The following is a 12,172-nucleotide window of genomic DNA, read 5'->3' as shown; positions in this document are numbered from 1 at the left end:
GGGGGTCTGTTCCGAGACGGTGCCGAGATGATCCGAGCCTGGCTGGCCACCCTGCTGTTGCCGATGCTGCTGTGCAGCATGCCATCGCTGGCCAGCGAGGCGGGCCTGTCCACCGAGGCCGAGCGCAGCGGGTTCGCGCGCACCGGCCGCTACGCCGAAACCATCGCGCTGTGCGATGCGTTCGCGCAGCGCTATCCGCACGCGGTGCGCTGCTTCGACTTCGGCACCACGCCGGAAGGCCGGCCGATGAAGGCGTTGGCGGTGTCCACCTCCGGCGCATTGGATCCCGCCGCCGCACAGGCGCGCAAGCTGCCGGTGGTGCTGATCCAGGGCGGCATCCATGCCGGCGAGATCGACGGCAAGGACGCCGGCTTCCTGGCGCTGCGCCAGCTGCTCGACGGCCAGGCCGCGCGCGGCGCGCTGGACAAGCAGGTGTGGCTGTTCGTGCCGGTGTTCAACGTCGACGGACACGAGCGCTTCGGCGCCTGGAACCGGCCCAACCAGCGCGGCCCGGAGCAGATGGGTTGGCGTACCACCGCGCAGAACCTCAACCTCAACCGCGACTACGTCAAGGCCGATGCGCCGGAGATGCAGGCGATGCTGCGCCTGGTCGAGCAATGGGATCCGCTGCTGTACGTGGACCTGCACGTCACCGACGGCGCGCAGTTCGAGCACGACGTGTCGATCCAGGTGGAACCGCTGCACGCCGGCGACACCGCGCTGCGCGGCGACGGCCTGCGCCTGCGCGACGGCGTGCTCGCCGACCTGAAGCGGCAGGGCTCGCTGCCGCTGCCCTACTACCCCTCGTTCGTGGTCAACGACGACCCGACCTCCGGCTTCGAGGACGGCGTGCCGACACCGCGCTTCTCGCACGGCTATTTCCAGTTGCGCAACCGCTTCGGCATGCTGGTGGAGACGCATTCTTGGAAGCGCTACCCCGAGCGCGTGCGCATCACCCGCAACACCATCGTCTCGGTACTGCAGCAGGTGGCGAGGCACGGTGCGCAGTGGCGCGCCGACGCACTGGCCGCCGACGTGCGCGCGCAAGCCCTGGGAGGGAAGACCGTGGCGCTGGACTACCGCACCACCGACGCCTCGCACCTGGTGGACTTCCGCGGCTACGCCTATACGCGCACGCTCTCGCCGGTCTCCGGCGCGCTGATGACCCGCTACGACGAGCGCACCCCGCAGATATGGCGCGTGCCGCTGCGCGACCAGATCGTGCCCAGCGTCGAAGTCGCCGCGCCGCGCGCCGGCTACCTGGTGCCGGCGGCGCAGGCCGCCCTGGTCGGCGCCAAGCTGCGCCAGCACGGCATTGCCTTCCGCACGCTGGACCACGACGCCACCCTGCCGGTGCAGACCTTCCGCGCCGACGACGCCAGCTTCGCCGCGCGCTCGTCCGAAGGCCACCAGCGGCTCAGCGTCACCGGCGCCTGGAAACCCGAGACCCGCGCCGTCGGCGCCGGCGCGCTGTTCGTGCCGATCGCCCAGCCCAAGGCGCGGCTGCTGATGGCGCTGCTGGAGCCGCAGGCGCCGGACTCGCTGCTGCAATGGGGCGAGTTCAACAGCGCGTTCGAGCGCGCCGAATACATGGAGGATTACGTCGCCGAGGACGTGGCGCGGCAGATGCTGGCCAGCGACCCGGCGCTCAAGGCCGAGTTCGAGGACAAGCTCGAACACGACGCGGCCTTCGCCAAGGACCCGCAAGCGCGGCTGGAGTTCTTATACCGCCGCCACAGCTCCTGGGACGAGCGCTACCGCCTGTACCCGGTCATGCGCAGCGACGAAGCACCGTCCTGACGCGCGGTTCCGCCCTCCCCCCGACTCCCCCCGATGCGCCTTCCCTTTATCTGCTAGTGAGGCTGTTCGCCCCGATATGAAAACGTTTACAGGATCCCTTTGCATGACCCTCGCGCTGGCCGCGCCCGCCTCCGCCGCGCCGCCCGCAACGGCCGCGGGCACGACGTCCACGCCGAACGCTGCCGCCGCGCAGCGCCCGTGGAACGACCGCAGCCTGTCGCCGGACCGGCGCGCCGCGCTGCTGGTGCAGGCGATGACGCCGGACGAGAAGTTCCAGATGCTGCACAGCTACTTCGGGCTGGGCAAGGACGGCGGCCCGCGTCCACCCGGCGCGATCGGCTCGGCCGGTTACGTGCCGGCGGTCGAACGCCTGGGCATCCCCGCACAGCAGCTGGCCGATGCCGGCGTCGGCGTGACCAACCCCGGCAACATCCGCCCCGGCGACCACGCCACCGCGATGCCCTCCGGCCCCGCCACCGCCGCCACCTGGAACCGCGAGCTGGCCTTCGCCGGCGGCGCCACCATGGGCCGCGAAGCCTGGCAGCAGGGCTTCAACGTGCTGCTGGCCGGCAGCGTCAACCTGCAGCGCGACCCGCGCAACGGCCGCAACTTCGAGTACGCCGGCGAAGATCCGCTGCTGGCCGGCGTGCTGGTCGGCGAATCGATCCGCGGCGTGCAGAGCCAGCACGTGGTCTCGACCATGAAGCACTTCGCGATGAACGACCTGGAGACCGGGCGCAACACCCACAGCGCCGACATCGGCGAACAGGCCATGCACGAATCGGACCTGCTGGCCTTCGAGCTGGCGCTGAAGATCGGCCAGCCCGGCTCGGTGATGTGTTCGTACAACCGCATCAACGGCGTGTACGGCTGCGAGCACGACTACCTGCTCAACCAGGTGCTGAAGCAGGAGTGGAAGTTCCCCGGCTACGTGATGTCCGACTGGGGCGGCGTGCACAGCGGCTCCACGGCGGCGTTGGCCGGCCTGGACCAGCAGTCGGCCGGCGAAGTGTTCGACAAGGCGGTGTACTTCGACCAACCGCTGCGCATGGCGGTGGCCGCCGGCACCGTGCCGCAGGCGCGCCTGGACGACATGGTCAAGCGCATCCTGCGCGCCTTCATCGCCACCGGCAGTTTCGACAACCCGCCTCAGCACCAGCCGATCGACGATGCCGCCGGCGGCCTGGCCGCGCAGCGCGTGGTCGAGGAAGGCACGGTGCTGTTGCGCAACGAGGGCAAGCTGCTGCCGCTGTCGCGCAACCTGCGCCGCATCGCGGTGATCGGCGGGCATGCCGACAAGGGTGTGATCGGCGGCGGCGGTTCCTCGATGGTCGGGGTCACCGTCAACGGCGGCAACGCGGTGCCGGGAATCGCACCGACCACCTGGCCGGGCCCGGTGATGTTCCATCCGTCCTCGCCGCTGCAGGCGCTGCGCAAGGCGCTGCCAGACGCGCAGATCGACTACGCCAGCGGCGACGATCCCGCGGCCGCGGCCAAGCTGGCACGCAAGGCCGAGGTGGCGATCGTGTTCGCCACGCAATGGTCGGCCGAATCGGTGGACCTGCCGGACATCGCCCTGCCCGACAAGCAGGACGCACTGATCGCGGCGGTGGTCAAGGCCAACCCGAAGACGGCGGTGGTGCTGGAGACCAACGGCCCGGTGGCGATGCCGTGGCTGCAGCAGGTGCCGGCGGTGCTGGAGGCATGGTATCCGGGCATCCGCGGCGGCGAAGGGCTGGCGCGGCTGCTGCTGGGCGAGGTCAATCCGTCCGGCCGCCTGCCGGTGACCTGGCTGCGCGACGTGTCGCAACTGCCGCGGCCGTCGATTCCCGGCCTGGGCTTCAAGCCGGCGCAACCGCCGGGGAGCAACGTCGACTACAACATCGAAGGCGCCAACGTCGGCTACCGCTGGTTCGCCGCGCGCGGCCTGGAGCCGGTGTATCCGTTCGGCTATGGCCTGTCCTACACCACGTTCGCTTACTCGAACTTCAAGGTGCAGGCCAACGGTAGCCACGTCGTCGCCAGTTTCGATGTGCGCAACACCGGCGATCGCGAAGGCGCCGACGTGCCGCAGCTGTACCTGCGCCTGCCGCAGGGCCACCACGCCCCGATCCGCCTGGTCGGCTGGGACAAGGTGATGCTCAAGCCGGGCGAGAGCCGCCACGTCAGCATCGTCGCCGAGCCCAAGACCCTGGCCGACTTCGATCCGAAGAAGCGCCACTGGCACATCGCCGCCGGCGACTACGAGCTGCTGCTGGGCCGTTCGGCGACGCAGGTGGAAGCGCGCGCGCCGCTGCACCTGAAGGACGGCGTGCTGCAGCACTGAGCGAGGGGCTGCGGCGCCCGCGCGCCTCGGCTCGGTTCCCGCCCCGCCTCCGCGCCTGTGCGCGCCGGCGGCGGGGCGATGTTCGCGATCGCGACGTGCGCAGCAACGATTGTGTGGCGGCTGCCGCAGCGCCGCCGGCTGTATACGCAACCCTGAGACCCTGCGCCGTAGCATCGCAACATGAATCCCCGCGTCTTCCGATGGCATCGCACCGGCTGGCTGTTGCTGGCCGTGGCGGCATTGGCACAGGCGCAGGCGATGACCGACGCGGTGCCGACGGTCCAGGCAGCGCCGGACAGCCCCCTTACCGTGGTCACCCTCACGCTCGCCGTCGATCCACGCCAGGCGCAGGAGGGCGACGACTGGCCCGCGCGCCGCGAGCGCATCGTGGTGGCCCTGCAGCGGCTGCACCCCGACGCCATCGCCCTGCAGGAAGTGCTGCAGACACCGGAGATGCCGAACCAGGCGCAATGGCTGGCGGCTCGCCTGGGCTACCACTGCCACTTCATCAGCCCCGATCCGCCGAGCCGACCGCAACGCCGCGGCAACGCGCTGCTGACCCGCCTGCCGGTGCTGGAGGAAGCCGAGACCTTGCTGCATCCGCTGGAGGACTACAGCGTGGCCGGCCTGGTGCGGGTGGACCTGCACGGGCAGCCGGTGAACCTGTACTTCACTCGACTGCACGCCGCGCGCGACGGCAGCGCCAGCCGCCGCGAACAGGCCGAGGATCTGATGGCATGGATCGATGCCACCGCCGAGGGCGTGCCTTCGCTGCTGGCGGGCGGCTTCTTCGCCGCAGCGCGCGCGCCCGAACTGGCGCCGCTGGCGGTGCGCTTCGAGGACGGCAGCGTGCGCGGCGAGTCGCCACGCAACCGGATCGACGTGCGGGCACCCGCCACGACGGCGGCGGCCGACCACGTGTTCTTCGAACGCGGCCACTTCCGCCCGCTGCGCGGCGCACGCCTGTTCGCGCCGGCGCCGGGCCTGCCTGCAGCCGGCACGCGTGGCCTGCTGATGACACTGCAGCCGCTGGACCCGATGCCGACATCGCTGCAACCGGCGCCGTAGCGGACGGCAGGCTGGACGTGGTCGCACGCCGTGCGATACGGCGCGTGGGGATGGACCGGCGGTGTGCCATTGCACGCAACGATCGTGCACCGCTAATGCCCTGCCTTCGTCACGCATCACCGCATCTGTTGGAGGAGCGGCTTCAGCCGCGACGGGCATTCCCGGTAACGCCCATCGCGGCTGAAGCCGCTCCTACAGGTGCGTCCCTAGGTTGTTCGAGGTGCCCTGGCGACGCAGCGGCGCAAGCGGTGGCCGATGCGGCGCAGACCGCCATCGCTGCCGAAGCACGCTGCTCACGCGCGCGAAGGCACGTGCCAACCTGCCTCTCCGCACCTCGCTGCCACGCCCCGCTCGCACTACAGCGCTTCTGTCTGACACACACAAAAAAGGCCGGGCGAACCCGGCCTTCTTCATGTCGCGATGCTGGCGCGCGATCAGCCGATCGCGGCGTGGTAGCGGCGCTCCACTTCCTTCCAGTCGACCACGTTGAAGAACGCGCCGATGTAGTCCGGACGGCGGTTCTGGTACTTCAGGTAGTAGGCGTGTTCCCACACGTCCAGGCCCAGGATCGGGGTGTTGCCCTCGAACAGCGGGCTGTCCTGGTTGGCGGTGCTCTCGACCACCAGCTTCTTGTCGGGGGTGACGCTCAGCCAGGCCCAGCCGCTGCCGAAGCGGGTCAGCGCGGCCTTGGTGAAGGCTTCCTTGAACTTGTCGAAGCCGCCCAGTTCGCTGTCGATCGCCTTGCCCACGTCGCCGCTCGGGGTGCCGCCGGCATTGGGCGCCATCACCGTCCAGAACAGCGAGTGGTTGGCATGGCCGCCGCCGTTGTTGCGCACCGGACCCTGCAGGTTCTCCGGCAGCGACTTCAGCTTGGACACCAGCGCCTCGATCGGCAGATCGGCGTACTCGGTGCCTTCCAGCGCGGCGTTGACGTTATTGATGTAGGTCTGGTGATGCTTGGTGTGATGGATCTCCATCGTCTGCGCATCGATGTGCGGTTCCAGCGCGTCGTAGGCGTAGGGCAACTTGGGGAGGGTGTAGGCCATGCGGTTCTCCTGGACTTTCGCCGTCGAAAGGACGAGCGTTGCGTGAGCAATGGTAGGGACGGTCGGCGACCTTACCAAGGGCGCGGCTGGGGAAACATCGTCCCATCCCGCGGCGGCGGTGCCGGCCGGCCTTACGAATCGGCGTCTACCATGCCCCACGCCCCGGTTAGTCGGATGTGAATCGCACGCGTCACAGGCGTGACCGGCGGCGTTTAGAGCGGGAACAGGCAGGGCGGCCCATACTGTGCGCGATGGCGCCATGCCGCGCGCCGCTGCCGTTCCTGCAGGAGAGTCCATGCGCAAGCCCGTGCTGTTGATCGCCGCCATCGTGTTGCTGGTCGGCGGGCTGTGGGGCATCCGCGGGCTGCAGCATCCGCCGCACCCGCAATTCGCGCCCTCGCTCGACGCCGCCGCAAAGACCCCATACACCGCACCCGGCAACTCCACGCCCGCCGACGCGGCATCGCCGGAACTGCCGGCGTTTCTGCCGCCCGAAGCGCACGCCACGGTGGCGCTGATCCTGCGTGGCGGCCCGTTCCCGCATCGCCAGGATGGCAGCGTGTTCGGCAACCGCGAGAACCGGTTGCCGGCGCAACCGCGCGGCTATTACCGCGAGTACACCGTCGATACCCCCGGCCTGTCGCATCGCGGCGCGCGCCGCATCGTCACCGGCGGCACGCCGCCGCAGGTCTGGTATTACAGCGACGACCACTACGACAGTTTCCGCAGCTTCCAGGTCGGCGGTGCGGGGCCGACGCCATGAGCGGCTTCCCGTTCGCGCTGAACCTGGCCGAGCCGGCTGCCTCCGGCGTGTATCGCGTCGCCAACCGCGACCTGGACAGCGTCGCCGCCCTGGCCCGCGACGCCGGCCTGCGGCTGTGCCGGATCGACCTGGACGGTTGCACCGGCAAGGCCATGCTGCTGATGCGGCTGGCCGCGCAATTGGACTTCCCACCCGGCTTCGGCCGCAACTGGGACGCGCTCACCGATGGCCTGCGCGACCTGTCTTGGCTGCCCTCCCCCCGCGGTTATGCGCTGCTGCTGGAGGATGCCGGGCAGTTGCAGGCGGTGGCGCAGCCGGCCTTCGACGTGCTGCTGGAGATCCTCGACGACGTCGCCCGCGAGTGGGCCCAGGACGGCGTCAGCTTCGTCGCGTTCGTGGGCGGAAGCCGGGACCCGGGACCCGGGACCGGGGACCCGGAAGAGCGCGATCCGGCGTAGCAATGTTCCCTGCGTGTGCGACGGGAATAATTGCGCTCCTTGATCTGCCCTGTTTTTCCGGGCCCCGGGTCCCCGGTCCCGGGACCCGGCTTTTCAGGCGTCCAACTCGCTCCAGCGCGCATACGCCGCATCCAGGTCCGCCTGCGCCTGGCTCAAGGCCTGCGTGTGCGCATTCACCGCCGCCGCGTCGCGCTGATAGAACGCCGCGTCCGTCATCGCCTCGGTCAGTGCCGCGACCTGCTGTTCCAGCGCTTCGATCCGCGCCGGCAACTGCTCCAGTTCCCGCGCGTCCTTGTAGCTGAGCTTGCGCTTGGCCGGCGCGGGCGCCGCGGCGGCCGCCACCGGCGTGGTCGCCGCCGCGGTGGCCGAGGCCTTGGCGACTGCCATGGCACTTGCCGGGGCCGCCGGGCGCTGGCGCACCCAGTCGCTGTAGCCGCCGACGTATTCGCCGATACGGCCATCGCCTTCCATGACCATGGTCGAGGTGACCACGTTGTCGATGAAATCGCGGTCGTGGCTGACCAGCAACAAGGTGCCGCTGTAGTCGCCGAGCAGTTCTTCCAGCAGCTCCAGGGTTTCCACGTCCAGGTCGTTGGTCGGTTCGTCCATCACCAGCAGGTTGGACGGCTGCGCGAACAGCCGCGCCAGCAGCAGGCGGTTGCGCTCGCCGCCGGACAGGCGGGTGATCGGCGCACGCGCGCGCTCCGGGGTGAACAGGAAATCCTGCAGGTAGGCATGCACGTGCTTGCGCTTGCCGTTGACCTCGATGAAGTCGCGGCCCTCGGCCACGTTCTCGATCGCGCTCCAGTCCTCGCGCAGCGTGGCCCGGTACTGGTCGAAATACGCCACCTGCAGATTGGTGCCGGCGCGCACTTCGCCCTGGTCCGGGGTCAGTTCGCCCAGCAACAGCTTCAGCAGCGTGGTCTTGCCGCTGCCGTTGGGGCCGATCAGGCCGATGCGGTCGCCGCGCAGGATGGTGGTGGAAAAATCGCGCACCATGCTGCGCGCGCCGAAGGCGAAGCTCAGGTCCTTGGCCTCGATCACCTTCTTGCCGGAGGACTCGCCCTGCGCCGCTTCCATGCGCACGTTGCCGCCGAGTTCGCGGCGCTGGGTGCGCTCGCGACGCATGGCCTCCAGCCGCCGTACCCGGCCCTCGTCGCGGGTACGCCGCGCCTTGATGCCCTGGCGGATCCACACTTCTTCCTGCGCCAGCAGCTTGTCGAAGCGCGCGTTTTCCTGCGCCTGCGCGTTGAGCCGCTCTTCGCGGCGGCGCTCGTAGTTGGCCCAGTCGCCCGGCCAACTGCTGACCTGGCCGCGGTCGATCTCGACGATCCGGGTGGCCAGGGCACGCAGGAAACGCCGGTCGTGGGTCACGAACACGACGCTGCCGTTCCAGCCCTTGAGGAAGCCTTCCAGCCAGTCGATGGCCTCGATGTCGAGGTGGTTGGTCGGTTCGTCCAGCAACAGCAGGTCCGGCGCCGACACCAGCGCCCGCGCCAGCAGCACCCGGCGCTTCATGCCACCGGACAGCCGCGCGAACTCGGCATCGCCGTCCAGCTCCAGGCGGGTCAGGGTCTCGTTGACCCGTTGGTCCAGCGCCCAGCCATTGGCGCCATCGATCTTGGACTGCACCGCGCCCAGCGCATCGCCGTCGAACTCGGCGGCATGGCTGAGCCGATGGAACTCGGCCAGCCAATGGCCGAGCTCGCCCAGGCCGTCGGCGACCACGTCGAACACGCTGCCGGCGGCGCCATGCGGCACCTCCTGCTCGAGCCGGGCGATGCGCACGCCCTGCTGCACGCGAACTTCGCCGTCGTCGGGCTTGAGTTCGCCGGCGATCAGTTTCATCAAGGTGGATTTGCCGGCGCCGTTGCGGCCGATCAGGGCGATCCGCTCGCCCGGCTCGATCGACAGGTCGGTCTTTTCCAGCAACAAGGGGCCGCCGACGCTGTAGTCGAGGTTCTGCAGAGTGATAAGAGGCATTGCGCCATTGTACGTGGATGCGCCCCTCGCCGAACCCGAACGCCGCGCCGGACCTGTGCTGCGGCCAACGCTGCCGCACCATGCGCATCGCCATGGAACGACTCGAGGCGCAGTTCGGTGACGGCACCCCCGACGACGCCTGCCACTCGCCCTCCACCCTCCGAACCCCACTTGCGTCGGCTCTTGCTGCACCTGGACGACGCGCCGGCAGATCCGCGGCCGAGGGCCGGCGCAGAGGCCAGGATCGCCGAGACCGACGATCGCGTCTTCCTGCACAACGGGGCCGCCCTCGGTCTGGCGCCGGAAACGGCTTATAAGGACGCGTCGCCCCGCTAGACTGCGTCCACCTTGCGCCTGGACACCGCCGTTTGTCCGCCGTGCCCTCCTATCATCGCCTCCACGCCGTGGCCACCCACCGAATCCCGCCCCGATCATGACCGCGCTCGTCATCCTGCCTGGTCTGGACGGCACCAGCGCACTGCTGCCCGCCTTCGTCGCCGAAGCCCGGCGTTACTTTGCGCAGGTCACAGTGGTGGCATACCCAAGCGACCGACCAGCGTCGTACGCGGAACTGGAGCAACTGGCACGGCAGTCGCTGCCACAGCAGCGCTTCGTTCTGCTCGGCGAGTCGTTTTCCGGCCCTATCGCCCTGTCGCTCGCGGCGCAACGCCCGGCCGGGTTGGCCGGCCTGGTCCTGTCCACCACCTTCGCGCGCAATCCGGTCCCAGCACTGGCGCCGTTCGCGTCGCTGACACGCTTCGCACCGGCGCATCGCCTGCCCACGGCCGCATTGCGCTGGTGGCTGCTCGGGCGCTGGGCGACGCCGGCGCTGGAGACGCAACTGACACGCACCTTGCGCGGGATCGCCCCGGCGGTGCTGCGCGACCGCGCGGCCAGCGCCCTGCGCGTGGACGTCAGCGCCCGCCTCGCCGACGTCGCCGTGCCGACCCTGTACCTGCGTGCCCGCCACGATCGGCTGATGCATCGCGCAGCCGGCAACACGATCCTCGTCGGCATTCCCGGCGCCCGCTGCATCGAGCTGCCTGGCCCGCACTTGTTGCTGCAGACCGCCCCGGCCGCCAGCGCACGCGCCATCGCCGACTGGTTCGCGGCACTGACCTGAGCAGGCATGCACGTCCCGAATCCGCTGCAGCGGCCGTTCTCATCTGTTCCGAACGAAACCTACCAGTGCTCCAGAGGCAAGCCCGCCGCAGCTGAAGCCGCCACGACGACGCACGACGCGCACCACGCGACGTTCAGGGCACGCCGGCCCACCCACTCCCGAATCCCCCCTCCCCAATCCCCACTCCCGAATCCCCGCCGTCAACCGGCTAAAATGCCGCATGAACGATTTCGCCTCCCTCTCCCTTTCCCCGGCGCTCGCGCCCGGCATCGATGCGCTCGGCTACACGAGCATGACCCCGGTGCAGGCGCAGAGCCTGCCGCCGATCCTGGCCGGCCAGGACGTCATCGTGCAGGCGCCCACCGGCAGCGGCAAGACCGCGGCGTTCGGCCTGGGCCTGCTGCACAAGCTGGATCCGGCGCTGAGCCGCGCGCAGGCGCTGGTGCTGTGCCCGACCCGCGAACTGGCCGACCAGGTCGGCAAGCAGCTGCGCAAGCTGGCCACCGGCATCCCCAACATGAAGCTGGTGGTGCTGACCGGCGGCATGCCGCTGGGCCCGCAGTTGGCCTCGCTGGAGGCGCACGACCCGCAGGTGGTGGTCGGCACGCCCGGCCGCATCCAGGAGCTGGCGCGCAAGCGGGCGCTGCACCTGGGCGGGGTGCGCACGCTGGTGCTGGACGAGGCCGACCGCATGCTCGACATGGGTTTCGAGGAGCCGATCCGCGAAATCGCCAGCCGGTGCGACAAGCACCGGCAGAGCCTGCTGTTCTCGGCCACCTTCCCGGAGGAAATCCGCGCATTGGCGCGCGACCTGCTGAAGGAACCGGCGGAAATCACCATCGAAGGCGCCGACAGCGCGCCGGAAATCGACCAGCAGTTCTTCGAGGTCGACCCCACCTACCGGCAGAAGGCGGTGGCCGGCCTGCTGCTGCGCTTCACCCCCGAGTCCAGCGTGGTGTTCTGCAACACCCGCAAGGAGGTCGATGAAGTCGCCGGGTCGCTGCAGCAGTTCGGCTTCTCCGCACTCGCGCTGCATGGCGACATGGAGCAGCGCGACCGCGACGAGGTGCTGGTGCGCTTCGTCAACCGCAGCTGCAACGTGCTGGTGGCCAGCGACGTGGCCGCGCGCGGGCTGGACGTGGAAGACCTGGCGGCGGTGATCAACTACGAACTGCCGACCGACAGCGAGACCTACCGCCACCGCATCGGCCGCACCGCGCGCGCCGGCAAGCATGGCCTGGCCCTGAGCCTGGTGGCGCCGCGCGAGACCGCGCGCGCACAAGCGCTGGAAACCGAACAGGGCCAGCCGCTGCGCTGGTCGCGCGCACCGCTGGCCACCGCGCGGCCGGCGCAGTTGCCGCAGGCGGCGATGGTCACCCTGCGCATCGACGGCGGCAAGACCGACAAGCTGCGTCCCGGCGACATCCTCGGCGCGCTGACCGGCGATGCCGGGCTGTCCGGCGCGGCGATCGGCAAGATCGCGATCTACGCCACCCGTTCCTACGTCGCCATCGCCCGTGCCCATGCCGGCAAGGCGCTGGCGCAGCTGCAGGCCGGCAAGATCAAGGGCCGCCGGTTCCGGGTCGTCAAGCTGTGAACGCATCG

General features: G+C 70.0%; 9 protein-coding genes. 7 read left to right on the top strand and 2 right to left on the bottom strand.

Features of this window, described 5'->3' with window-relative positions; translation table 11 throughout:
• Window positions 1-27: 27 nt before the first annotated feature.
• The 3 genes from GGR66_RS06360 to GGR66_RS06350 all read left to right on the top strand — a co-directional run bounded on the left by GGR66_RS06360 (window position 28) and on the right by GGR66_RS06350 (window position 5,194).
• Complete coding sequence (locus GGR66_RS06360; RefSeq protein ID WP_184447678.1) at window positions 28-1,800, top strand: M14 family metallopeptidase; 1,773 nt, start codon at window positions 28-30, stop codon at window positions 1,798-1,800.
• Window positions 1,801-1,876: 76 nt separating this feature from the next.
• Complete coding sequence (locus tag GGR66_RS06355) at window positions 1,877-4,126, top strand: glycoside hydrolase family 3 C-terminal domain-containing protein (RefSeq protein ID WP_184447677.1); 2,250 nt, start codon at window positions 1,877-1,879, stop codon at window positions 4,124-4,126.
• 180 nt (window positions 4,127-4,306) lie between these two features.
• On the top strand, window positions 4,307-5,194 hold the full coding sequence (locus GGR66_RS06350; RefSeq protein WP_184447676.1) for an endonuclease/exonuclease/phosphatase family protein: 888 nt from the start codon (window positions 4,307-4,309) through the stop codon (window positions 5,192-5,194).
• A 434-nt stretch (window positions 5,195-5,628) separates the two neighbouring features.
• Here the strand turns inward: GGR66_RS06350 and GGR66_RS06345 are convergent, their stop codons facing one another.
• Window positions 5,629-6,240, bottom strand: coding sequence for a superoxide dismutase (locus tag GGR66_RS06345; protein ID WP_048492197.1), 612 nt, complete (start codon window positions 6,238-6,240; stop codon window positions 5,629-5,631).
• Between the two features lie 295 nt (window positions 6,241-6,535).
• On the opposite strand from GGR66_RS06345, the gene GGR66_RS06340 reads away from it, so the two are divergent.
• Both GGR66_RS06340 and GGR66_RS06335 read left to right on the top strand, forming a co-directional pair.
• Entirely contained in the window at window positions 6,536-7,003 is a 468-nt protein-coding gene (locus tag GGR66_RS06340) for a ribonuclease domain-containing protein (protein WP_184447675.1), read from the top strand.
• On the top strand, window positions 7,000-7,461 hold the full coding sequence (locus GGR66_RS06335) for a barstar family protein (protein WP_160970724.1): 462 nt from the start codon (window positions 7,000-7,002) through the stop codon (window positions 7,459-7,461). The genes GGR66_RS06340 and GGR66_RS06335 overlap by 4 nt, the downstream gene beginning before the upstream one ends.
• Window positions 7,462-7,554: 93 nt before the next feature.
• Here the strand turns inward: GGR66_RS06335 and GGR66_RS06330 are convergent, their stop codons facing one another.
• On the bottom strand, window positions 7,555-9,444 hold the full coding sequence (locus tag GGR66_RS06330) for an ATP-binding cassette domain-containing protein (RefSeq protein WP_160970725.1): 1,890 nt from the start codon (window positions 9,442-9,444) through the stop codon (window positions 7,555-7,557).
• A 433-nt stretch (window positions 9,445-9,877) separates the two neighbouring features.
• Here GGR66_RS06330 and GGR66_RS06325 point away from each other — a divergent pair, with 433 nt between their 5' ends.
• Window positions 9,878-10,567 carry an alpha/beta hydrolase gene (locus GGR66_RS06325; protein ID WP_184447674.1) on the top strand — a complete coding sequence of 230 codons (690 nt, stop codon included), beginning with the start codon at window positions 9,878-9,880 and terminating at the stop codon, window positions 10,565-10,567.
• Window positions 10,568-10,787: 220 nt separating this feature from the next.
• The gene (gene dbpA, locus GGR66_RS06320; protein WP_160970727.1) at window positions 10,788-12,164 is read left to right on the top strand and encodes an ATP-dependent RNA helicase DbpA; all 1,377 of its coding nucleotides are present in this window, start codon (window positions 10,788-10,790) and stop codon (window positions 12,162-12,164) included.
• Window positions 12,165-12,172: the final 8 nt, after the last annotated feature.

Origin of the sequence: Xanthomonas sp. 3498 (genome assembly GCF_014199795.1) — a bacterium.
Classification (GTDB): Bacteria; Pseudomonadota; Gammaproteobacteria; order Xanthomonadales; family Xanthomonadaceae; genus Xanthomonas_A; species Xanthomonas_A rydalmerensis.
This window is presented reverse-complemented; position numbering and strand designations above follow the sequence as displayed.